19 protein-coding genes and 1 tRNA gene are annotated in these 22,325 nt (G+C 70.2%); 14 read left to right on the top strand and 6 right to left on the bottom strand.

What is annotated here, in order from left to right; translation table 11 throughout:
• Window positions 1-56: 56 nt before the first annotated feature.
• The 6 genes from AUC47_RS06885 to AUC47_RS06910 all read left to right on the top strand — a co-directional run bounded on the left by AUC47_RS06885 (window position 57) and on the right by AUC47_RS06910 (window position 8,128).
• Window positions 57-1,163 carry a LacI family DNA-binding transcriptional regulator gene (locus AUC47_RS06885; protein ID WP_096714477.1) on the top strand — a complete coding sequence of 369 codons (1,107 nt, stop codon included), beginning with the start codon at window positions 57-59 and terminating at the stop codon, window positions 1,161-1,163.
• A complete protein-coding gene (locus AUC47_RS06890) occupies window positions 1,160-2,785 on the top strand; it encodes an FAD-dependent oxidoreductase (protein ID WP_218838210.1) in 1,626 nt (541 codons plus the stop codon). The genes AUC47_RS06885 and AUC47_RS06890 overlap by 4 nt, the downstream gene beginning before the upstream one ends.
• A 51-nt stretch (window positions 2,786-2,836) precedes the next feature.
• Window positions 2,837-4,144: an ABC transporter substrate-binding protein gene (locus AUC47_RS06895; RefSeq protein WP_096714478.1), complete on the top strand. Its 1,308-nt coding sequence runs from the start codon at window positions 2,837-2,839 to the stop codon at window positions 4,142-4,144.
• 4 nt (window positions 4,145-4,148) lie between these two features.
• Complete coding sequence (locus AUC47_RS06900; RefSeq protein WP_096714479.1) at window positions 4,149-5,099, top strand: carbohydrate ABC transporter permease; 951 nt, start codon at window positions 4,149-4,151, stop codon at window positions 5,097-5,099.
• Window positions 5,089-6,018, top strand: coding sequence for a carbohydrate ABC transporter permease (locus AUC47_RS06905; protein WP_096714480.1), 930 nt, complete (start codon window positions 5,089-5,091; stop codon window positions 6,016-6,018). The genes AUC47_RS06900 and AUC47_RS06905 overlap by 11 nt, the downstream gene beginning before the upstream one ends.
• A gap of 100 nt (window positions 6,019-6,118) precedes the next feature.
• Window positions 6,119-8,128 carry a DUF1349 domain-containing protein gene (locus AUC47_RS06910; protein WP_096714481.1) on the top strand — a complete coding sequence of 670 codons (2,010 nt, stop codon included), beginning with the start codon at window positions 6,119-6,121 and terminating at the stop codon, window positions 8,126-8,128.
• 83 nt (window positions 8,129-8,211) lie between these two features.
• Here AUC47_RS06910 and AUC47_RS06915 read toward each other — a convergent pair.
• Window positions 8,212-8,282, bottom strand: a tRNA-Gly gene (locus AUC47_RS06915).
• 93 nt (window positions 8,283-8,375) lie between these two features.
• Here AUC47_RS06915 and dcd point away from each other — a divergent pair.
• Together dcd and AUC47_RS06925 are read left to right on the top strand one after the other, a co-directional pair.
• Entirely contained in the window at window positions 8,376-8,981 is a 606-nt protein-coding gene (gene dcd, locus AUC47_RS06920; RefSeq protein WP_096714482.1) for a dCTP deaminase, read from the top strand.
• Window position 8,982: 1 nt separating this feature from the next.
• Window positions 8,983-9,501: a hypothetical protein gene (locus tag AUC47_RS06925; RefSeq protein ID WP_096714483.1), complete on the top strand. Its 519-nt coding sequence runs from the start codon at window positions 8,983-8,985 to the stop codon at window positions 9,499-9,501.
• 55 nt (window positions 9,502-9,556) lie between these two features.
• Here the strand turns inward: AUC47_RS06925 and AUC47_RS06930 are convergent, their stop codons facing one another.
• Window positions 9,557-9,988, bottom strand: coding sequence for a DUF6069 family protein (locus AUC47_RS06930; RefSeq protein ID WP_096714484.1), 432 nt, complete (start codon window positions 9,986-9,988; stop codon window positions 9,557-9,559).
• 83 nt (window positions 9,989-10,071) lie between these two features.
• Here AUC47_RS06930 and AUC47_RS06935 point away from each other — a divergent pair, with 83 nt between their 5' ends.
• The gene (locus tag AUC47_RS06935; RefSeq protein ID WP_256999475.1) at window positions 10,072-10,659 is read left to right on the top strand and encodes a TetR/AcrR family transcriptional regulator; all 588 of its coding nucleotides are present in this window, start codon (window positions 10,072-10,074) and stop codon (window positions 10,657-10,659) included.
• Between the two features lie 70 nt (window positions 10,660-10,729).
• Here AUC47_RS06935 and AUC47_RS06940 read toward each other — a convergent pair whose 3' ends face one another.
• Complete coding sequence (locus AUC47_RS06940) at window positions 10,730-11,461, bottom strand: hypothetical protein (RefSeq protein ID WP_096714486.1); 732 nt, start codon at window positions 11,459-11,461, stop codon at window positions 10,730-10,732.
• 102 nt (window positions 11,462-11,563) lie between these two features.
• On the opposite strand from AUC47_RS06940, the gene AUC47_RS16900 reads away from it, so the two are divergent.
• Window positions 11,564-12,142: a MarR family winged helix-turn-helix transcriptional regulator gene (locus AUC47_RS16900; protein ID WP_256999476.1), complete on the top strand. Its 579-nt coding sequence runs from the start codon at window positions 11,564-11,566 to the stop codon at window positions 12,140-12,142.
• A 128-nt stretch (window positions 12,143-12,270) separates the two neighbouring features.
• Window positions 12,271-13,830: an HNH endonuclease signature motif containing protein gene (locus AUC47_RS06950; RefSeq protein WP_096714487.1), complete on the top strand. Its 1,560-nt coding sequence runs from the start codon at window positions 12,271-12,273 to the stop codon at window positions 13,828-13,830.
• On the opposite strand, the gene AUC47_RS06955 is transcribed toward AUC47_RS06950, so the two are convergent.
• The 3 genes from AUC47_RS06955 to AUC47_RS06965 all read right to left on the bottom strand — a co-directional run bounded on the left by AUC47_RS06955 (window position 13,827) and on the right by AUC47_RS06965 (window position 17,406).
• Window positions 13,827-14,882, bottom strand: a complete 1,056-nt coding sequence (locus AUC47_RS06955; RefSeq protein WP_096714488.1) for a cation diffusion facilitator family transporter — start codon at window positions 14,880-14,882, stop codon at window positions 13,827-13,829. The genes AUC47_RS06950 and AUC47_RS06955 overlap by 4 nt on opposite strands.
• A 39-nt stretch (window positions 14,883-14,921) precedes the next feature.
• A complete protein-coding gene (locus AUC47_RS06960) occupies window positions 14,922-16,334 on the bottom strand; it encodes an MFS transporter (protein WP_096714489.1) in 1,413 nt (470 codons plus the stop codon).
• 178 nt (window positions 16,335-16,512) lie between these two features.
• Window positions 16,513-17,406, bottom strand: a complete 894-nt coding sequence (locus tag AUC47_RS06965; protein ID WP_096714490.1) for an Lrp/AsnC family transcriptional regulator — start codon at window positions 17,404-17,406, stop codon at window positions 16,513-16,515.
• A 222-nt stretch (window positions 17,407-17,628) separates the two neighbouring features.
• Between AUC47_RS06965 and AUC47_RS06970 the strand changes: the two genes are divergently transcribed.
• From AUC47_RS06970 to AUC47_RS06980, 3 genes are read left to right on the top strand one after another with little or no spacing between them, the layout of a single operon-like run.
• Complete coding sequence (locus tag AUC47_RS06970; protein WP_096714491.1) at window positions 17,629-18,951, top strand: MFS transporter; 1,323 nt, start codon at window positions 17,629-17,631, stop codon at window positions 18,949-18,951.
• Window positions 18,952-19,001: 50 nt separating this feature from the next.
• Window positions 19,002-20,669, top strand: coding sequence for an amidohydrolase (locus AUC47_RS06975; protein WP_096714492.1), 1,668 nt, complete (start codon window positions 19,002-19,004; stop codon window positions 20,667-20,669).
• A complete protein-coding gene (locus AUC47_RS06980; RefSeq protein ID WP_096714493.1) occupies window positions 20,662-22,290 on the top strand; it encodes a thiamine pyrophosphate-binding protein in 1,629 nt (542 codons plus the stop codon). The genes AUC47_RS06975 and AUC47_RS06980 overlap by 8 nt, the downstream gene beginning before the upstream one ends.
• Window positions 22,291-22,325 lie beyond the last annotated feature (35 nt).

Consider the following 22,325-nt stretch of genomic DNA (forward strand, 5'->3'; position numbering starts at 1 on the left):
CTCGGTCCTCTGTCGCCAGAGTGAGGGAACACCCCGCTGGCGATCAAGGAGGATCGATGCCGCACCACCGCTCGACGCAGGCCGATGTCGCCGCTCTCGCTGGCGTCAGCCAGGCGACCGTCAGCATCGTCCTGAGCGGGCACACCCCGAAGGGCGTGCGCATCTCGGATGCCACGCGCAATCGGGTGCTCGAGGCGCTCCGCATCACCGGGTACTCGGCCAATCCGGTGGCGCAGCGCCTCGCCGGCGGCAAGAACCAGCTGCTCGGCGTCTTCACGTACGAGAAGACGTTCCCGCGCGGAGGCCGTGACTTCTACGGCGCCTTCCTGAACGGCATCGAGGAGGCCGCCGAGCAGCTCGGCGTCGACATGCTGCTGTTCACCTCGGCGCGGGTGGTCGACGGACGCCGACGGCTGGCGGGCGACGGATGGCAGCGGCTCGGCATCGCCGACGGGTGCCTGCTGCTCGGCCAGCAGGAGGACCGGGAAGAGCTGCAGCACCTGCTCGACACGAACTACCCGTTCGTCTTCATCGGCAAGCGTGAGACCGACAAGCACCTGCTCCCCTACGTCGGCGCTGATTACGTCACGGCCACTGCCCGACAGGTCGATCGGCTGGCCGCTCTCGGACACACCCGGATCGCCTACGCGGGTGTTCAAAGCGACGACCAGTCCACGCGCGACCGCGTCGACGGCTACCGCGACGCGATGACGGCGAAGGGGCTCGCTCCGCGCTTCCTCGACCTGCGCGACGCCGCGCGCGGCACCGGGGAGATCGTCGAGAGCGGCGTCACCGCCGTCCTGCTCGCGCCGGAGAACGACCCGGACGAGATCGTCGACGCGTTCGAGGCCAGAGGGCTCGCCGTGCCTCGCGACGTCTCCGTCGTGCTGCTGGGTCAGCCGCACCTGCCGCCACGCCGCGGCCGCCGCTGGTCGGGCTTCTCCGTCCCCCGCGAGGAGATGGGCGCTCGCGCCCTGGTCCTGCTGTCCCGCATCGTGCACCAGGATGCCGAACCGACGCGCCGTTCCCCGGTGCGCCCGTCCGCGGCCCTGCGGCTGACGGATGCCGACTACCACCAGATCATCGACTGTCCAGACGTCGAGGGCGACACCGTCGCACTGGCCCCCTCCCTCACCCGACCCTTCGAAAGGAACCCTTCGTGACAACGCGAGAACTGACCACCGACATCCTCGTCGTGGGCGCCGGCCTCGGCGGTGTGGCCGCCGCGCTGGCCGCCGCCGACCGAGGTGCCCACGTGATCCTCACCGAGGAGTACCCGTGGATCGGCGGCCAGCTCACCTCGCAGGCGGTGCCGCCCGACGAGCACCCCTGGGTGGAGGAGTTCGGCATCACCGCCCGATACCGTCAGCTGCGCGACGGCATCCGCGAGGTGTACCGTCGCCGCTACCCGCTGACGGATGCCGCGAAGGGCCGAGCCGACCTCAACCCCGGTGCGGGCTGGGTGTCGAAGCTGTGCCACGAGCCGCGGATCGCGGTCGGCGTGCTGGAGGAGATGCTCGCCCCGCACCGGTCGACGGGCCGCATCCGTCTGCTGGAGCGTGCGCGCCCCGTCGGGGCCGACGTCGACGGAGACCGCATCACCCGCGTCACCCTCGAGTCGGAGGTCGACGGCGAGACCGTCGCGGTCACGGCGCGGTATGTGCTCGACGCGACCGAGACCGGCGAGCTGCTGCCGCTGTCCGGCACGGAGTACGTGACGGGCTTCGAGTCGCGCGCCGAGACGGGCGAGCCGAGCGCCCCCGACGAGGCGCAGCCTGACAACGTGCAGGCGCTCAGCGTGTGCTTCGCGATCGAGCACGTCGACGGAGATCACACGATCGAGCGTCCGGCCGACTACGACTTCTGGCGCGATTACCTGCCTGAGGCCTGGCAGGGCAGCCGGATGCTGTCGTGGGAGGCCCCGAACCCGCGCACGCTCGAGATGGGGACGCGCGCGTTCGACCCCAACCCGGGCGACGACGTCGCCGAGGTCGACGCCGACCAGTCGCGCAACGCCGGCGACGCGAACCTGTGGACGTTCCGCCGGATCGCCGCCCGCGACCAGTTCGAGGCCGGCTTCTACGAGAGCGACATCTGCCTCGTGAACTGGCCGAGCATCGACTACTTCCTCGGCCCGGTGCTCGACGTCCCGCGCGACGAGGAGCTCGAGCACTACCGGAGGGCACGGCAGCTCTCGCTGTCGATGATGTACTGGATGCAGACCGAGGCGCCGCGCGCCGACGGCGGCGCCGGATACCCGGGCTTGCGGCTGCGCCCCGACGTGATGGGGTCCGACGACGGGCTCGCCCAGGCCCCGTACCACCGCGAGTCCCGGCGCATCAGGGCGCTCACGACGGTGACCGAGAACGACGTGTCGTACGAGGTGCGCGGCGACGAGGGCGCGACCAGGTACGAGGAGTCGGTCGGGGTCGGCATGTACCGCATCGACCTGCACCCCTCGACGGGCGGCGACACCTACATCGACGTGGCGTCCACGCCGTTCGAGATCCCGCTCGGCGCGCTCATCCCGCAGCGCACCGCCAACCTGCTCGCGGCGAACAAGAACATCGGCACGACGCACATCACGAACGGCTGTTACCGGCTGCACCCCGTGGAGTGGAACGTCGGCGAAGCGGCCGGCCACCTGGCCGCCTACTGCGCCGCGACGGGAACGACTCCGCACCAGGTGCACGGCGACGTCGGCATCCGCTCCGACTACCAGCGCGAGCTGGAGGCCGTCGGCGTCGAGCTGCACTGGCCGGAAGGCCGCGCCTACGCCTACTGACCACTCACCCACGATCCACCCGAATCACAGCACAGCAAGGAGAAGACAACCATGAGCACATCCGCATCGCGTCGTCGGCGTCTGCCGCTGACGGCCGGGGCCGGCATCGCCGCCGTCGCCCTCGTGCTCGCCGGATGCAGCGGAAGCCCCGAGGGCACCGCCACCCCCGACGAGCCCGTCGAGCTCCGCATGACGGTCTGGACGGCCGACGAGACGCAGCTCGGCCTCTTCCAGGAGATCGCCGACGAGTACGTGGCCGAGAACCCGGAGCTGGTCTCGAAGGTGACCTTCGAGCCGATCCCGTTCGACGACTACACGACGACGCTCACGACCCAGCTCGCCGGAGGCAACGCCCCCGACCTCGGGTGGATCCTGGAGAGCTACGCGCCGGAGTTCGTCTCGTCCGGCGCCCTCTACGACCTCACCGGCACGCTGCAGGACCACGAGGGCTACGAGTACGACGACCTGCTCGACTCGTCGCTCGCGCTGTGGCAACAGGACGACAAGCTCTTCGCGTACCCGTTCTCGAACAGCCCGTTCGCCGTGTTCGTGAACACCGATCAGATCGCCGCAGCCGGTCAGCCGAACCCCGCCGACCTCGTCGCCTCGGGTGACTGGACGTTCGACGCGGCCGGCGACATCTCCGCCGCCTCCGCCTCGACGTCGGGCAAGCAGGGTCTCGTGGTGCGCGACTTCGACTACAAGGTGTGGGAGAACCTCGCCACCATCTGGTCGTCGTTCGGCGCTTCGCCGTGGAGCGAGGACGGCACCAGCTGCACGCTGACGGATCCCGAGATGGTGGACGCCATGACGTGGATCCACGACGCGATCTTCGTCGACAAGGCGATGCCCGGACCGGGGGTCACCGCCGACTTCTTCGCCGGGGATGCCGCGATGACCATCACGCAGATCAGCCGTGCGTCCGCACTCGACGACTCGTTCGGCTGGGATGTCGTGCCGCTGCCCGACGGCCCCGAGGGGCGTCAGAACGTGATCGGACAGGCCGGCATCGGCGTGTTCGCGAACGCGGAGAACCCCGGTGTCGCCGCCGACTTCCTCGCCTACTTCACGGCACCGGAGAACGCCGAGAAGCTTGCGGCGTACTTCCCGCCTCCCCGCGAGTCGCTGCTGAACGCCGAGACCCTCGCCGCCGGCAACCCGCGCCTGACCGAGGAGCAGCTGCAGGCCGTGGTCGTCGACGGGATCCAGGACGCCGTCACGAAGCCGGCGCACCCGAACTTCGCCAAGATCCAGGACACGGTGCGCGCGCAGCTCGACGCCCTGTGGACCGCGGATGCCGACGTGGAGTCGGTGCTCGGCAGCACCTGCGAGACGATCGCCCCGCTGCTGGAGGGCTGATCGCATGACATCCTCTGCCGTCCTCGCGGCGGCCGACACCGCGGAGCGGAAGGGGCGTCCGGCACGCCCCCGCCGCTCCGCGGCGACGCGGCAGGACTGGATCGTCGGCTACACGATGGTCGCTCCCGTGGTGCTCGGCGCCGTCGCCTTCGTCATCGTCCCGCTCGTCGCGGTCATCTGGTTCTCGCTGCACGACTGGAACGTGCTCGCCAACACGTTCGTGTTCGCAGGAGCCGACAACTACGAGCGGATGCTGGCCGACCCCGGACTCAGGGACTCGCTGCTCGCGAGCCTGTGGTTCTCCATCGGGCTGGTCGTGCTCAACGTCACGCTCGCCCTCTTCCTCGCGGTGCTTCTCAACCAGAAGCTGCCGGGAACGACGACCTTCCGCACGTTCTTCTTCTCGCCGGTCGTCGTCTCGCTCGTCGCGTGGACCATCGTCTGGAGCTTCCTGCTGCAGTCGGACGGCGGCATCAACGGCTTCCTCGCCACCGTGGGAATCGAGGGGCCGAACTGGCTGCGCAACGACGTCACGGCGATGCTCGCCGTGATCGTGGTGCAGGTGTTCAAGAACGTCGGCCTCAACATGATCCTGTTCCTCGCCGCGCTCCAGGGCGTGCCGGAGGAGATCGGCGAGGCGGCGAAGATCGACGGGGCCGGCGCCTGGCGGCGCTTCCGCTCGATCACGCTGCCGATGATCAGCCCGACGATCCTGCTCGTGATGATCCTCACCATCGTCGGCTCGCTCGAGGTGTTCGCGCAGATCGCGGTTCTCACCGGAGGCGGACCCGGCAACTCCACGACCGTGCTCGTCTATTACCTGTACCAGCAGGCGTTCCGCTTCAACGACTTCGGCTACGCGAGTGCCATCGCCGTGCTGATGTTCCTCATCGTGCTCGTGCTGACGCTCGTGCAATGGCAGACCAGGAAGAGGTGGGTCTTCAATGAGAACTGACGTGATCGACCGGCCGAAGTCCCTCAGCACCCATGCCGTGACGACCGGATCCCCGGAGCGCCGCGAGCGGCCCGGAGCCGCCACCCGCCGTCGGCGCTGGTTCGCGGGAGGCCTCATCGCGCTCATGGCCGTGCTCAGCATCCCCTTCGTCTTCCCGACGCTGTGGATGATCACGAGCAGCTTCAAGCCGATGAGCGAGATCCTGCAGAAGGTCCCGACGCTGTGGCCGGCGAACCCGACGGCCGAGGCGTACGGCGAGGTGTTCCGCCTGCAGCCGTTCGCGCAGCAGTACTGGAACAGCCTGTACATCGCCGCGCTCGTCACCGTGGGCACGATGCTCGTCGCCGCCATGGCCGGGTACGCGTTCGCCCGCATCCGCTTCCCCGGCGCGAACGCGCTCTTCCTCGTGGTGCTCGTGGGGCTGCTCGTGCCGAGCGAGGTGACGATCGTCCCGCTGTTCCGCTTCGTGAACTCCCTCGGGTTGATCAACACCCACTGGCCGCTGATCGTCATCCCCGTGCTCGGAGCGCCGGCGGTGCTCGCGGTGTTCATCATGCGCCAGTTCTTCCTCGGGCTGCCGACGGAGCTGGAGGAGGCGGGTCGCATGGACGGGCTCGGCCGCTGGGGCATCTTCTGGCGCATCGCGTTCCCGCTGGCGCGTCCCGCGCTCGCCGCCGTGGCGATCTTCACGTTCCTGAAGTCCTGGAATCTGTACCTCGAGCCGATCGTGTACCTGTCGAGCAAGGACATGTTCACGCTGCCGCAGGCGCTGACGCAGTACGTCGACGCCTACGGCGGGCCGATGTGGAACGTGCAGCTCGCCGCGACGACCCTCACGGTCGTGCCGGTTCTGGTCGTGTTCCTCTTCGCTCAGAAGCAGTTCGTGCAGGGACTCGCCCACACCGGTCTGAAGGGCTGACCCGGAGCGCCCTCACTCGCATCACGCCCGGTTCCGACCGAGCGCTGTTCGTCGCGCCCTCGACAGGGCATCCATCGCAGGATCCAACGAAGGAGAAGCAATGAGAACGACAGCCAGCCGTGCGCAGCGACGCGCACTGTCACTCGCCGCCGTCGCCGTGGCCGCGGTCATGGCGGCGGGAGGCGCCCTCCCCGCCCAGGCGGCACCCGTCGGGTCGGGAGGCGGGGTCACCGCGGAGGTGGCACCCCCGCCCGCCGACTGGCCGGTCTTCGGCTACCAGGGGATCATCACCGACAAGCTCGACATGATCTACAACCCGACCGACGAGTACATCTTCCCCAGCGTCTTCCACGCCGGGGAACACTTCGCGGACCCGCTCGGCGAGTGGTACCTCTACCTCGCGCCGCACGACGATCCCGGCGGGATCGTGCTGATGTACGCCGACAGCCTCGAGGGTCCGTGGACCGAGTACGCCGCGGGGCCCGTCATCACGAACGACTGGCCGCCGCACTACGGCCCCGTGCCGCATGTGTCGAGCCCCGACGCGTTCTGGAACGCCGACGAGGGGAAGATGTTCCTCTACTTCCACGGCGACAACTCGGTGACGCGCTTCGCGACGAGCGACGACGGGGTGAGGTTCGAGTACGGCGACATCGCCGTCACGAACGCGATGGGCGACGTGCCGGGCACGCGGAGGATCACCGAGAGCTCGTACGCGCGGGTCTTCGACCACCCCGATCCCGACTCGCCGTACAACTACGCGATGTTCTACATGGCCAACGACGACACCCCGATCGCGGGCGGTCTCACCGGCATCCGCCGCATCCGGCTCGCGGAGTCCGTCGACGGGCGCACCTGGGTCGTCGACCCCGTGCCGGTCGTCGAGCCGGGCGAGGAGGAGGGAGCGAACGTCTCGGGGCCCAACCTCTGGGAGCACGACGGCCAGCTGTACGTGCTGTACCACGCGTCGAGCGGCAAGTCCTATTCGCGCACGATCGACCCGACGCTGCGCGACGTCGGGGAGACGCCGATCCTGCTGCACCAGTCGAGCGGGCTCGGCACCGACACCGGCCGCGTGGCATCGCCGGAGGTCGTGACCGACGGCGGTGAGACGTATCTGTTCTACGAATCCGGAGACCGTCTCGGCGGGACCATCGCCTGGGCGAAGGCCGGGGCGGAGACGGTCATCGAGCCCCCGTTCGGCGGGTTCGCCGAGGATGCCGCGAATCCGCTGTTCGCCACCTGCGCCGCCCCGGGCTCCGACGAGTTCGACGGCGCGCTGGGCGCTCAGTGGGATCGCACGATCAGGGCGGACGCCGCGCGGCACACCGTCACCGACGGCGCGCTGATCGTCCCGACCTACACGGGCGGGGTGTCGACGGCCCCGTTGCTGCAGCAGGCGCTGCCCGACGAGGCGTGGCAGGTGACGACGAAGGTCGGTCTGACCCCGACGCAGAACTTCCAGCAGGCCGGTCTGCTGCTCTACGGCAGCGACACGAACTATCTGAAGTTCGATCTCGGCAAGGCGACGCCGGGACGAGTCGTCGAGCTCGTGGGCGCGGGATCGCCGGCCTTCACCAGCCAGCAGCGCACCGACGTGAGCGAGGTCTGGCTGCGCCTCACCAGCGACGGGCGCGAGATCGAGGCGTCGGTGTCGTACGACGGCGCGACGTTCGAGGTGTTCGGCAGTCGGGTGCGGCTGGAGGCGTCTCCGGGAGTGCCCCGCTATACCCACGTCGGACCGTTCGCGTTCCGGGGAGCCACCGCTGCGGCTGAGCTCCCCGCGACGTTCGACTGGTTCCGCTTCTCGCCGACGCCCGATGCATATGCGGCGTGCGTCGCTGCCGGCACCGACCCGGGCACGGACCCGGGCCCCGACCCGGGCACGGACCCGGACCCCGGCGCCGGATCGGGCGGCGGCGCCGACCCGTCGACGGGAACGGATGCCGCGGACACTGCAGTCTCAGGCGCGGTCGCAGCCGCGCCCCGTCCGCGGGCAGGAGCGCTCGCGGCGACCGGAGCCGACCCCATGCCGTTCGTGCTCGCCGGAGCGCTGCTGCTCGGCGTCGGGGGCGTGCTCGTGCTGCGACGGAGGAAGCAGCTCGGCTGATCCATCGACGGCGGCCCATGACCTGACGCGCGGGTCGTGGGCCGTCGGCACGCGAGCATCGGTGACGAGCAGCGGTGAATCGGAGGGGCTGACGGGAATCGAACCCGCGCTGTCTGCTTGGGAAGCAGAAGTTCTGCCATTGAACTACAGCCCCGCACCCGCGTCCGAAAAGCGGGTGATCGCAAGCCTACCCGTCAGGCACGTCACGACCAAAGCGTCGCGCCGACACGGCAACTAGGCTGGTGCCGTGCTTCTCAGCGACCGCGACATCAGGGCAGAACTCGCATCGGGCCGGATCGGCCTGCAGCCGCACGAGCCGGAGATGATCCAGCCGTCGAGCGTCGACGTGCGTCTGGACCGCTACTTCCGGCTGTTCGACAACCACAAGTACCCGTTCATCGATCCGTCGGTCGATCAGCCGGAGCTCACGCGGCTGATCGAAGTCGACCCCGACGAGCCGTTCATCCTGCACCCGGGGGAGTTCGCGCTGGGGGCGACGTTTGAACAGGTGACGCTCGCAGACGATGTGGCTGCGCGTCTCGAGGGCAAGTCGTCGCTGGGGCGCCTCGGGCTCATCACCCACTCGACCGCCGGCTTCATCGACCCTGGATTCACGGGGCACGTGACGCTCGAGCTCGCGAACGTCGCGACGCTGCCGATCAAGCTGTGGCCGGGTATGAAGATCGGGCAGCTGTGCTTCTTCCGCTTGACTTCGCCGGCCGAGAACCCGTACGGATCGGGTCCGTACGGCAACCGTTACCAGGGGCAGCGGGGGCCGACGGCATCCCGGTCGTTCCAGAATTTCCACCGCACGGACGTCGGAGTCACCGACGTCGGAGCCCTCGGAGGCTGACATGAGCGACGACAGCACACGCCCGCACGACGACTCGGCGGATGCTGTCGCGCCACCGCCCGCGACCCCGGTTCCCGATGAGCTGCTCGCCACGCCCCCGGCATCCGACACCCCCCTCCCGGAGGGGCTGCTGACGCCTCCGCCGGCATCCGACGCCCCCGTGCCCGAGGGGCTGCTGACGCCTCCGTCGGCCGACATCCCACCCGCGGATGCCGTGATCCCGCCCCCTCCGGCGGATGCCGAGCTGCCGACGACCCGCAGCGCTCGCCGCCGTCCGGCCGTGCTCTCGGACGACGCCCCGTCGGCGGTCGCCGACGACTGGGCGCGTCCGTCGGTGGCGCCGCAGGATCCGGACCCGGGGTCGTACCGCGGGCTCGCGGTGGTGGTCTTCGCAGTGCTCGTGCTGCTGCTGATCGGCGCGATCGCGGCGGCAGCCTATCTCGCGACCTCGGTCGGCCTGCCGTTCGCGGCGGATGCCGTCGCCGCCCCGATCGCGGCGGTCGCAGCGCTCGGCGGCTGACGGTGCTCGGCCGACAGCGGCTCGACTGACGCGGCGGAGACCGGCACTCTCTCGTTCAGCGTGTCCGCGAGGCGAGCGCGTACGCTGGAACCGCGACGGCCACGACGACGACGTGCATCACCATGAGCGCGATCACCGCGCCGGTGGTCGTGCCGGGGATGAAGCCCAGCGCGAGCAGCAGCACATCGGGGATGAACGAGGCGATCGTCACGACCGGGACGAGGATAGACAGCGTCCTGCGCGGGTACTTCGCGTGCCGCCGTACGAGCGACCAGCCGACCCACCCGGCGGCGACTCCGAGCGTGGTGAAGAGCCCGAACGCGGGCGGGGTGAGGGGTCCGTAGGCGGCGGGTGCGCCGGTCGCGATCGCGACGGCGGCGACGACGGCATTGAGTGCGATGGCGATGGCGACGGCGGCTGTGAGGATCAGCGCCGCGCGGACGCGTGGTCGGGTCGCGGCGGGCTGTGCGGGTGTGGTGGCGACCATGACGACTCCTTGCTCGAGGAATACGGTACTGATCAGTACCGCTATATACGGTACTGCTCGATCCCGGAATGTACAATGGGCTCGTGGGAGCGGACGAGGCGGGCAGGGCGGCGGGTCGCCCGCGCGACCCGGGAGTCGAGTCGGCGATCCTCTCGGCGGTGCAGGACCTCCTCATCGAAGACGGCTACGAGGGCACGACCATCGCGGCGGTGGCGGAGCGGGCCCGGTGCGGCCGGTCGGCGATCTACCGCCGCTGGGAGAACAAGGCCGAGCTCGTGGTCGCCGCGGTCCGGGCGTTGCAGATCACGACCGAAGCGCCCGATACGGGGACTCTTCGCGGTGACCTGCTGGCCGCCGCGCTGCACTTCGCCGACGCGGACGAGCGCACCGCGACGGTGCTCGCCGGCATCCTCAGCGAGATCGGCCGCGATGAGGAGCTGCGCGCCGTCGCCTATCGCGTGATCGGCGGGCCGCCCGTGGCGGTGCTGACCGCCGTGATCGAGCGATGGAGGGAACGCGGCGAGGTGCGCGCCGATGCACCCGTCGCGCTCGTCGCCGGGATCGTGCCGACCGCGGCGTTCGGCAGCGTGAGCCTGCGCCGTCGGGCGCTCGAGCCGGAGACGGTCGCAGAGCTGATCGACCAGGTGGTGCTGCCGGCCCTGCGGTCCTAGGCGACTGCCCGCGGGATGCGGAACGCCCCCTCCGGCGGACCGGAAGGGGCGTTCGTGAAGGCGCATGCCGTCAGGCATCGCGTCCGCGGGTGTAACCGGCGTCGAAGCCGCGCTCGAAGGCGTGCTGCGCCAGGCGGGTCGCGCGAGCGCCCGGGTGGCCCGGGTACCGGTGCCCAGCGATCTCGGACTCGCCGTGCATGCGGCGGGCGCGGTCATGTCCGCGGTGGCCGCAGTCGCGGTCGCCGTGCTCGGCATCCGGTCCGAAGTCGCGGTCGAAGCCGTGACGCGGGTCGAAGTCGTGCCGGCGCCCGAAGGGGCGGCCGAAGCCGTGTCGCGGGCCGAAGCCGTGGCGTCGACCGAAGCCGCGGCCGTGCGTGCGTCCGCGGGGGAGGGGCGTCTCCTCATCCCAGCCGAGTGCGCGAGCGATGCTCTCGAGGGAGCTCAGCGTCGTGGCGAGGTCCTCCGGCGAGACGGCGTCGGTGACCGTCGCGCGGATGCCGTCGACGAGGGCGCCGAGCCGGTCCTTGGCGTCGCGCCCCTCGTGGGTGAGCGCCCAGCCGTCACCATCGGCGACGATCCAGCCGCGATGGACGAGATCGTGCAGCTTGTGCCCGGTGAGCGGGCGGCGGGCGGGCGCCGTTCCGTCCACGACGTTCAGCAGTCGCCAGTCACGGCGCGTCGCGTGCTCGTCGGCGAAGGCTGCGTCGAACTGCGCGGCCATCAGGCGGTCGACAGCCTTCAGCCAGTAGTCGAGGGAACGGTCGGGGGTCTGTTCGGTGTTCTGTGAGTCGTTGGTGTTCATGGGAGTCCTTAGATGTCAGAGTGCATGTGCTTGTCGCAGTGCATGTATATGTAGTGTGACATGGAGTCTGATTACATGTCAAGTCGCATGTAAAATCGAGCTGTGACGACTTCAGATGACGACCCCACCGAGGCGATCGCCCGCGCACTCGCGCGGTTGCGTGGCAGGCGCCCGGGCGAGCGGGAGCGGGGTCCGGGCGGGCATGGGCGGCACGGGTGGCACGGCGGACCGCATCCCGACCACGTCGAGCACGCACATCCTGGTCACCCGGGTCACCCGGGCCACCCGGGTGACCAGGGTCGTCCCGGGATGCCGCCCTGGATGGCCGACCCGTCGGGGCGATTCGGCGGACCGGCGCGGATGCGGATGCTGGAGGCGCTCGCCGCGGCATCCTCTCCCTTGAGTGTGAGTGATCTCGGTGCCGCGATCGGCGTCGATCAGCCGCGGGCTTCCCGCCTGGTCCAGCAGGGCGTCGCGCACGGCTGGGTGCGGCGGGAGGCCGACCCCGACGATGCCCGCCGGACGCGGATCGCGCTGACCGACGAGGGGCGCACGCTCGCGAAGGGGATGCGCGGCGAGCGGCGGGAGATGCTGGGGAATGCTCTTGCCGCGTTCACCGATGAGGAGCGGATGGAGCTGGCTCGGTTGCTGGGCAAGCTGGCCGAAAACTGGGGCTCGTAGGTGCGCCCCCCGACGATTATGGGGATATGCCGGAACGATGGTCGCGTGTTTCGGAATACTGCTGTGAACTGGGATAAATCGACCGGTTCTCGCGTCTGAATGTCGGTGGCTGCGGGTTGGATGAGGGCATGTCATCCCGCACCCTCGAACTCCTCGATCAGATCGCCTCCGATCTCGATCGTGCGCTCGGCGATGACGCGCTCGCCGGACTGACCGACGAGGAGCGCATCGCGATCATCGCTGCGGCGGGCGCGGTCATGCGGCGCGTTGAGGCGGTCGTCGTCGAGGCGCTCGCCACCGGGGACGCCGTCGACCTGCCGCACCTCGCCGGCTGCCGCTCGCAGAACGAGCTGCTGCAGCGCGCTCTCGCCGTCGACGCGTCGGCCGCGACGCGGTTCGGCCGGGTCGTCGACCTCGTGCGACGAGACGTCAATCTGCTGTCGGGAGAGCGGATGCCGGCGCGATGGCCCGCGCTGCGTGATGCTCTGCTCTCCGGCCGGGTCGGGATCGCGGGGATGCTGGCGGCGACCGCGCCGATCGAGACGGCGTGGGAGCGGCTCACCGCCGACGAGCGAGCGGGTGCCGACGAATGCCTCGCGGAGGCGGCTCGTGCGGGTGCGAGCGGCGCCGACATCGAGACCGGCGCTGAAGCCGATGAGGGCACTGACGAGTTCAGTGGCGCCGACGGCCCGGCCGGCGCGGCGGGGCCGGTGCCGACTCCCGATGACCTGGCGTATCTCGCGCACACGATCGTCGCCGTGCTTGATCCGGACGGCGCAGAGCCCGACGACCGCAATGCGCAGCACCGCCGCGGCATCACGCTGGGGCGGCTTCGCGACGGCCTGCGATCGATCCGCGGATGGCTCTCGCCCGAGGTCGCCGCGCAGCTCGAGGCCGTCATGGATGCGGTCAACAATCCGGCGGGGGAGGGGTCGGCGTCGCGAGTGGCGTTCTTCCCGTCCGAGCGATCAGACGGGGCCGAGGCCGACGATCCAGACCCGTCCGGCTCCGATCCGCTCGACTCCGATCCGTTCGACTCCGATCCGTTCGACTCCGACCCCTTCAACTCCGATTCGCGTGCGGTGATCGACCCGCGGACGGCGACGCAGAAGCGTCACGATGCGTTCGCTGCCGCGCTCGGCATCGCCGCGCGCCACCGAGACATGCCCACTCTGGGCGGTGCAGCGCCGACACTCGTCGTCACCGTCGACGCGCGAGACCTCGACGCGGGATCGGGATGGGCGAGCCTTCCCGGTGCGCACGGCGATCCGCAGGGTCAGGTGCCGGTCAGGGTCGCCGCGCAGGCGGGGTGCTCCGGAACGATCCAGCGCGTCACGATGCGCGAGGGTCGGATCGTCGGCATCGACAGCACCGACAGGGTGTTCACCGTGCATCAGCGACGCGCGATCGTCGCGCGCGACAAGGAGTGCCTGATTCCGGGATGCCATGTTCCGGCGGCCTGGTGCGAGATCCATCACGTCACCGAACATGCCCGCGGCGGACCGACGACCACCGACAACGGAGTACCGCTGTGCTGGTGGCATCACAGATCGCTCGACGGATCCGGGTGGGAGATCCGCATGAGCGACGGTGTTCCCCAGGTACGGGGACCGGCGTGGTGGGACCGCGAGCAACGATGGCGAACGCCTCGGCTCAGCACGGAGCCGCGGCTCGCACGAGCAGGTTAGTCGGCGCCGGTACCGGTACCAGCGCCGGTCCCGGTAGCAGTGCCGGTGCCGGTGCCCGTGCCCGTGCTGGCACTCGATCCTGCGTTCGCTCGTGCGTCGGCGTTCGCTCGTGCGTCTGCGTTCGCTCGTGCGCTCGCGCTCGTCCCGAAGTCCAGCGACTTCTCGTCGTCGACCGACAGAGAGAGCACGACCGTCTCGACCACGGGGTGCGATTCGATCTGCCGTTCGACCTCGCGCAGGCGCCGGGCCACGTCGTGCTCCCGCGCATCGCCGGCGAGGTCGACCTCCGCGACGATGAACAGCCGGTTCGGGCCCACGTACTCGATGTGCAGATACGTCAGCCGCTGGATCTGCGGCGACGTCAGCAGCGCGCGACCCACCCGCTCGCGCAGAGCCGGCGACGCGTTCGACCCGATCAGGAACGCGATGTTCCGGCGGATGAGTATCAGCGCCACCACGCCCAGCAGCACACCGACGAGGATCGAACCGATCGCATCCCACGCCGCGACGCCCGTGATCTGATGCATCGCGATCGCCCCGCCGGCGATGGCGAGCCCGATCAGGGCCGCCGCGTCCTCGAAGAACACGGCACGCAATGTCGTGTCGCTCGTCTCGAGCACGTAGTCCCACGTCGACGACCCCCGCTCGCGCGCGAGCTTGCGCGACCGCACGAGCGCCTGCGTGAACGACGCCCCCTCGAGCACGAACGCGACACCGAGGATCGTGTACGCGATGCCGGGGCTCTCCACGGGTCCCGTGTCGGAGAGCTCCTGCACGCCGTGCATGATCGACACGATCGATCCGGCGGTGAAGATCCCGAACGCGGCGACGAGCGACCACACGAACGCGGCGCGTCCGTAGCCGAGCGGATGACGCTCGTCCTTGGCCTTCGCGCCGTGCCGGTCGGCGATGAGCAGGAAGACCTCGTTCCCGGCATCCGCCCACGAGTGCGCCGCCTCGGCGACCATCGACGCCGACGACGTCAGCACGGCCGCCACCGTCTTGGCGATCGCCACGAGCACATTGGCGAGGAACGCGATGATGACCGTCACGCGGTCAGGCTACTCCCGTCCGTGAGGGGTGGGCGTCGCTCAGCGGGCAGCCGTCGTCTTGACCGGCAGTAGCAGGAGGAACCCGGCGATGAGCACGATCACGATCCCGACGATGCCGAAGGCGGTCGCACCCGTGAGCACGATCAGCAGCGTCCACGCACCCGACGACATCCAGCTCGCCGCGCGACCCGTCGTCGCGTACAGGCCGAAGATCTCACCCTCCCGGCCGGCAGGAGTGACACGGGCGAGGAACGAACGCGCCGCCGCCTGCGCGGGACCCACGAACGCGCAGAGGATGAGGCCGCCGATCCAGAACACGACGGTGCCGGCATCCACGAGGAAGAACACCGCGAGGCCGGCGACGATCATCGAGGCGAGCGAGACGAGGATGATGCGCTTCGGCCCGTACGTGTCGTCGAAGCGCCCGGCGATGATCGTCGAGACGCCTGCGATGAGGTTCGCCGCGATGCCGAAGATCACGAGCTCGAGGAACCCGAATCCGAACACCTGACCCGCGATGATCGCGCCGAACGCGAAGACGCCGCCCAGTCCGTCGCGGAACACCGCGCTCGACAGCAGGAACCAGAACGTGTTGCGCGTCTCGGGGTTGCGGTACAGGCCGACGACGTCCTTCACGAGCAGCCCGTACGACGCGAAGAACCCGACCTTCCGCTCCGGGCGACCGATCGACGGCTCGGGCACGTTGAGGAAGATCGGGATCGAGAACACGATCGCCCAGATCGCGCACCCCACCGCGATGATGCGGAACGGCAGTCCGCCGTCCTCCGGCACGCCGAACCAGTCGAGCATGTAGAACACGACCACCAGCACGAGCGCGAGGATGCCGCCGATGTACCCGAAGCCCCAGCCGAGACCCGAGATGCGCCCCACCGTCTTCGGGTTCGCGATGCCGATGAGCATCGCGTTCGAGTTCACCGCGGCGATCTCGCCGAACACCGACCCCGCCGAGATGAGCGCCACGCCGAGCCAGAACAGCGCAGGGGTCGGCTCGACGAACCACAGGCCGAACATGCATGCGATGAGCGCGCCCGTGCCGATCCCGAGCCACAGCTTCTGCCTGCCGGCGGCATCGGCGCGCTGACCGAGCACCGGGGCGATGAGCAGGATCGCGATGCCCGCGATCGTCGAGCCGAGCCCGAGACCCGAGGCGAGATCCGCCTCGGCCGCCAGCCGCACCGGGTCCTCGGCGTCGAGAGCGGCGACATCCGCGGGCAGGAACGCCTCGGTCGTCAGATACAGCGCCGTGAAGATGAACGTGAGGATGACCGTGTTGAACGGCTGCGTCGCCCAATCCCACAGCGCCCACGAGAACACCTGCTTCTTCGGTGCGGGGGTGTCGCCGCGCAGGTCGAGGCCGATGACGCCGACCGCGCCGCTGTTCGCCGTCGCGGCGGGTTCGGGCACTGCGCCGTTGTGCGGAGATTCGCTCATGTTCGCAGTCTGGCGGCGCGCGGTGAACGGGCGGTGACGGCACGCCGGGTGCTTCCCTCCACTGCACCCGAACCACCCCCTCGCGGACGAGCGGCCCCCTTTGTGCCCGTCGGCAGAGGGGTGGATCGGGCGCAGAGGGGTGGATCGGGCACAGAGGGGTGGGTCGGCGAACGGGGACTCAGATCGCGGGCGCGTGCAGGGTGCGGGCGTAGTCCTCCTTGAGCACGGCGAGATGCAGCCACGCCTCGATGCGCGTGACCCCGGGCAGCGACCGCAGCCGCTCGAGGCTCGCGTACAGCGCGCCGGCCGACGGCTCGACGAGGGTCGCCACCGCGTCGAAGCGACCCAGCGTGCGCGCGGCGAAGTCGATGCCGCGGCCGGTCCGCAGCTCCTCGATCACCGCGTCGTCGTCGTGGTTGAGGTTCAGCCCCACACCCATCGACAGCTGCCGGTGCGCGAGGCCGCGCGCCTCGACGGCGCTGATCTTGATCACGCCGCCGTCGATCAGCCGCTGCACGCGGGTCGCCACCGCCGAGGGGGAGAGGCGCACCGCCTCGCCCAGCGCGCGGAAGCTCATCCGTCCGTCCGCCTGCAGATGCTCGATGAGGTCCTCGTCGATCGTGTCCAGGGCGACGTCGCCGTGGTACTCCGACACGAAGAATCCCTTCACGACCGTCGAGTAGATGATCGTGTTGATGTCGAGCACCCCGTCGATCGCGCGGATCTGCGCGAGCAGGTCGTGCAGATCCTCCATCGACCCCAGACGGACCTCCGTGACCAGGTCGTGCGCACCGCCGACCGCCGACACGAGCACCGTCTCGCTCATGTCGCGCAGGTGCTCGGCGACCACCTCCACCGAGCCGTCGGTGCGGATCGACACATGGGCGAGCACGTGCTGCCCCAGGAACACCGGATCGACCGCAGCGACGACCCGCACGGTGCGATCGTCGAGCATCGTCCGAAGGCGGGCCGCCACGGCCGCCCGCGACTGACCGAGACGCACCGACAGCGAACGGATGCTGGCGCGACCGTCCTCCTGCAGGGCGCGGATGAGTTCGGCGTCGAAATCCATGAGTCCGCCCACATTCGTCAGTTTCCCGCGAACGCGCGGCTGCGCGTGCACATCTGCAGTGTAAGCGCACTCACTGCGGGCGGGAAGGCGCGAGATGTGTCCACGCACGATCAGAAGTCCAGTGAATCGTCTGTCACGCTGGAGTTCTGGTCTTGTCGCCGACCGGTCTCGTCCGTAGCATCCTTCGCTATCCGAACACCTTCCGCAAAGGAGCGGTCCCCCATGGCCTCCACCCACAGCAAGGCGCGGCGCGCAGGCATCGCCGCCTTCGTCGGCACCACCATCGAGTGGTACGACTTCTACGTCTACGCGACCGCCGCGGCGCTCGTCTTCGGCCCGCTGTTCTTCCCGAGCGGCGACCGTCTGGCCGAGACTGCGGCCGCGTTCGCGACCTTCGCCGTCGCCTTCCTCGTGCGCCCCCTCGGCGGCATCATCTTCGGTCACATCGGCGACAAGCTCGGACGCCGCGTCTCGCTGGTGATCACGCTGCTGCTCATGGGCGTCGCCACGGTGCTGGTCGGCTGCCTCCCCACGTATGAGAACATCGGCATCCTGGCCCCGATCCTCCTGATCCTGCTCCGGGCGATCCAGGGTCTCGCGGTCGGCGGCGAGTGGGGCGGTGCCGTGCTCATGAGCGTCGAGCACGCCCCCGAGAAGTCGAAGACCTTCTACGGCGGATTCACGCAGCTCGGCAACCCGGCCGGTGCGCTGCTCGCCTCGGGCATCTTCGCGATCATGTCGCGCGGCGGCGAGGACTTCATCATCGACGGCGGCTGGCGCATCCCGTTCCTCCTCTCGATCGTGCTCGTCGGCGTCGGCCTCTGGGTGCGCTACCGCGTCGAGGAGTCGCCGGTCTTCGAGAAGAAGATCGAGGGCCGCAAGCAGTCCATGCCCCTGGCGTTCGCGCTGCGCGCCAACTGGAAGCCGATCCTCCTCGGCATCGGCATCCTGCCCATTTCCACCGGCGGCTACTACCTCGCCACCACATTCGCGACGGCCTACGCCACCGGCGAGCCCATCGCGATCAGCGAGCAGGTCATCCTCGACGCGATGACGATCGCCTCGTTCGTCGAGTTCCTCGTCACCCTCCCGGTCGCCTGGCTCGGCGACAAGTGGGGCCGCAAGAACGTCATGTACATCGGCCTCGTGACCTCGGTGCTGACCTTCGTGCCGTTCCTGCTGATCATGCCGGGGCGTGTCGAGCCGCTGATCTTCCTCTTCGCCTCGCTCGTGCGCATCGCGATGAGCGCGACCTACGCCCCGATCGCCGCGATCCTCGCGCAGATGTTCCGTCCGCAGGCCCGCTACACGTCCATCGCCCTGTCGTACGGCGTCGGCGCCGCGGTCTGGGCCGGGTTCTCGCCCTGGTTCGCGACGCAGCTCATCGCCTGGACGGGCAGTGTCTGGGCGGTCATCGCGATGTTCATCGGCATGGCGATCATCGCCGGCATCTGCACGCGCCTCGCACCGCAGCACTCCGACGAGGCGCCGGTCACGGCATCCTTCACCGCCCGCACCGACACGACGGCGAACCGGCTGCCCTGACGCCCCGCCGCGCCCGCCCCACCCCGACCGCATCGACAGCGAACAGGCCCATGAGAAAGCTCACCCCCTTCGACCGCTCCGCCCAGACGACGCCGCGACTGTTCACGGCCCGTGCGATCCACACGGTCGATGCCGACGCCACGACCGCGACGGCCCTGCTCACCGACCGCGGTCGGATCGTCGCGATCGGCTCCCTCGCGGAGTGCGAGCAGGCGGCGGAGCGGGCGGGCATCCGCCCCGAAAGGGTCGACCTGGGCGATGCGGTCGTGGTGCCCGGTTTCGTCGACGCGCATGCGCACCCGCTGATGTTCGGGCAGATGATGACGTGGGTGGACTGCGGACCCGAGAAGGCCGGCAGCATCCCCGAGATCGTGGCGCTGCTGAAGGCCGCGGCGGCCGAGGCTCCGGCCGGACGCCCGGTGCGCGGGTACGGCTACGAGCAGCGCAACCTCGCCGAGAAGCGGCACCCCACCCGGTTCGAGCTCGACGAGGTCGCCCGCGACCGCGAGGTGTACCTCATGAACGCCTCCGGCCACGGCGGGGTCGTGAACTCGTACACGCTCGAGGCAGGCGGCGTCGACCGCGACACCCCCAACCCCGAGGGCGGCGAGTTCTTCCGCGACGCCGATGGAGAGCTGACGGGTGAGCTGTCGGATGCCGCGTGCAACATCCTCACCGGCGTGCACGGCGTGAAGATCGGCCACCACGGACCGAACTTCCACCTCGCCGACGAGCCGGAGGAGCACCTGCGTCAGCTGGATGCCGCGACGCAGCGCTTCCTCGCGGGCGGCGTCACGTCGATCGGCGACTGCCAGGTCACCCGGCGCGAATTCGACATGTACCTGCGGCTCGCCGAGGCCGGACGCCTCGAACTGCGCGTGTCGATGTACCTGCTGTCGCACCTGCTCGACGAGGCGCTCGAGATGGGCCTGGTCGGTCAGTTCGGCAACGCGCACCTGAGCTTCGCCGGCATCAAGTTCTACGCCGACGGGACGCTCGGCGGATGGACGGCGTACTTCCCCGACGGCTACGTGGGCGACCCCTGCCGCACGGGGCAGCTGTATCACGAGCCTGCCGACTACGCCGCGCTCATCGCCAAGGCGCACGCGGCGGGCCTGCAGACCGCGACGCACGCCCAGTCGCCGACGGCGATCGAGATGGTCGTGTCGGCGATCGAGGCCGCGCTCGCCGAGCATCCGGACGCCGACGCCCGTCACCGCATCGAGCACTGCGGCCTGCCGACGCCGGAGCAGATCGATCGGATGGCCGCCGCCGGCATCCGCCCCGTCAACCAGACCCAGCACTACTTCAACTGGGGCGAGGGCGTGGAGGAGGCCATCGGCACCCCCGGTGAGCGCTTCAACCCGCTCGGCGAGTTCGAGCGCGCCGGCGTGCCGATGACGATCTCGTCGGACGCACCGGTCGCCGAGCCGATCCCGCTCGAGGCGATCCAGACCGCCGTCACGCGCGTGACCCGGCGAGGGCACATGCTCGGCCCCGACGACCTGCGCATCTCGGCCGCCGCCGCGCTCCGGGCGCACACGTACGAGGGCGCGACGTCGATCGGCCGCGAAGACGACCTGGGCTCGCTCGAGGTCGGCAAGTACGCCGACTTCGTCGTGCTGTCGGACGACCCGCTCGCGGTCGCCGGCGAGGACATCGCGCAGATCGCGGTGCGCGAGACGTGGGTCGACGGCGAGCGGAGATACCGTGCCTGACGTGAACGCCGCCTCCGAGACCCCTCCGGACTACTCCGACACCGTCGGGCGGGCGGTGCTCGAGACCATCCGCGGGTACGGGGTCGACGCCGTGTTCGGCATCCCCGGCACGCACAACCTCGAGCTGTACCGACCGCTCGCCGACCTCGGCATCCGCGCCGTGACGAACCGTCACGAGCAGGGCTCCGGCTACGGCGCCGACGGCTGGGCCCAGCAGACCGGCCTGCCCGGCGTGGTCATCACGACCTCGGGCCCCGGCCTCCAGAACGCCATGAGCGCCATCGGCACGGCGTTCTGCGAGTCACGTCCGCTCCTCGTGCTCTCACCGGGCGTGGCGCGGGGCGCGGAGTTCGCCGACGTCGGCACCCTGCACGAGACGAAGGACGCGACGGCGATGGTCGGCGCGATCGCCGAGTGGTCGCGCCGTGTCACGAGTGGGGCGGAGGCGGTGGATGCCGTGCACGACGCGTTCGCGCTGTTCCGCACCGGCCGGCCGCGCCCGGTGCACATCGAGATCCCGCTCGACGTTCTCGAGGCGCCGGCCGACGTCCCGGTCGAGGCGCGGCGCCCACGCCCCCTCCCGCCGCGCATCGCGGGCGGTCCCGGGGCGCTCGCCGAGGCCGCCCGCCTGCTGGCCGCCGCTCAGCGGCCGGTCATCGTCGCGGGCGGCGGATCGACGGATGCCGGGAACGAGCTCACCGCGATCGCCGAGCGCCTGGGTGCACCCGTGCTCACGACCCTGAACGGCAAGGGCGTCGTCGACGAACGGCATCCGCTCTCCCTCGGCTCGAACCTGCGCCTCGCCGCCGCCCGCGCGGTCGCGGAGGACGCCGACGCTCTGCTCGTCGTCGGGTCGAAGCTCGGCGAGGCCGAGCTGTGGGCCCCGCGGCTCGAGGCACGAGGCGCGGTCGTGCGCGTCGACATCTCGCCGGCGCAGCTCGACAAGAATCTCGCCGCCACGGTGGGCCTGGTCGGAGACGCCGCGGCCGTGACCGGCGAGTTGCTGCCACTGCTCCCCGCCGAGCAGCGGATCGCGCGCGACGTGAGCGCCGAGCGCGCCGCCATCCAGCGGGAGTCGCGGGAGACCGCGCCCGAGACCGTCGCCCTCGCCGAGCTCATCGCCGAGGCGCTTCCCGACGACGCGATCGTCGCCGGCGACTCCTCGCAGATCGTGTACATGGCGCTCGGCAGCGTGCTGCGGTCGCCGCGTCCGCACACGCTGCTGTACACGCCCACGTACGCCACCCTCGGCTATGGCCTGCCGGCCGCGATCGGCGCGCGGGTCGCGCAGACGCAGCATCCGGTCGTCACGGTGATCGGCGACGGTGCCCTCATGTTCTGCGTGAACGAGCTCGTGACCGCCGTGGAGCAGCGCCTCGACGTGACCGTCGTGTGCGTCGACAACGGCGGGTACGCCGAGATCCGCCAGAACGAGGTCGACCGCGGCATGGCGCCGGTCGGCGTCGACCTCGTGCAGCCGGATTGGGCCGCGCTCGCCATGGCTTTCGGCGCGCACGGTCGCCGGATCGAGCGTCGGAACGACGTCGTGCCCGGCATCCGCGACGCGATCGCGGCCGGCGGGGTGCAGCTCGTGCACCTCCCGCAGCACCTCCTCGACTGATCACACCCCCGCTTCCGAGACGAACAGGAACGACC

The sequence above is a fragment of the Microbacterium sp. SZ1 genome, assembly GCF_002362255.1.
Classification (GTDB): domain Bacteria; phylum Actinomycetota; class Actinomycetes; order Actinomycetales; family Microbacteriaceae; genus Microbacterium.

Excerpts from the sequence above, each read along its gene's own strand:
- AUC47_RS06970 (WP_096714491.1), top strand. The coding sequence starts at position 17,629 with ATGGCCTCCACCCACAGCAAGGCGCGGCGCGCAGGCATCGCCGCCTTC.
- AUC47_RS06940 (WP_096714486.1), bottom strand. The coding sequence starts at position 11,461 with ATGAACACCAACGACTCACAGAACACCGAACAGACCCCCGACCGTTCC.
- AUC47_RS06900 (WP_096714479.1), top strand. The coding sequence starts at position 4,149 with ATGACATCCTCTGCCGTCCTCGCGGCGGCCGACACCGCGGAGCGGAAG.
- AUC47_RS06925 (WP_096714483.1), top strand. The coding sequence starts at position 8,983 with ATGAGCGACGACAGCACACGCCCGCACGACGACTCGGCGGATGCTGTC.
- AUC47_RS06950 (WP_096714487.1), top strand. The coding sequence starts at position 12,271 with ATGTCATCCCGCACCCTCGAACTCCTCGATCAGATCGCCTCCGATCTC.
- AUC47_RS06895 (WP_096714478.1), top strand. The coding sequence starts at position 2,837 with ATGAGCACATCCGCATCGCGTCGTCGGCGTCTGCCGCTGACGGCCGGG.
- AUC47_RS06905 (WP_096714480.1), top strand. The coding sequence starts at position 5,089 with ATGAGAACTGACGTGATCGACCGGCCGAAGTCCCTCAGCACCCATGCC.
- AUC47_RS06975 (WP_096714492.1), top strand. The coding sequence starts at position 19,002 with ATGAGAAAGCTCACCCCCTTCGACCGCTCCGCCCAGACGACGCCGCGA.
- AUC47_RS06910 (WP_096714481.1), top strand. The coding sequence starts at position 6,119 with ATGAGAACGACAGCCAGCCGTGCGCAGCGACGCGCACTGTCACTCGCC.
- AUC47_RS06885 (WP_096714477.1), top strand. The coding sequence starts at position 57 with ATGCCGCACCACCGCTCGACGCAGGCCGATGTCGCCGCTCTCGCTGGC.
- AUC47_RS06965 (WP_096714490.1), bottom strand. The coding sequence starts at position 17,406 with ATGGATTTCGACGCCGAACTCATCCGCGCCCTGCAGGAGGACGGTCGC.
- AUC47_RS06930 (WP_096714484.1), bottom strand. The coding sequence starts at position 9,988 with ATGGTCGCCACCACACCCGCACAGCCCGCCGCGACCCGACCACGCGTC.
- AUC47_RS06960 (WP_096714489.1), bottom strand. The coding sequence starts at position 16,334 with ATGAGCGAATCTCCGCACAACGGCGCAGTGCCCGAACCCGCCGCGACG.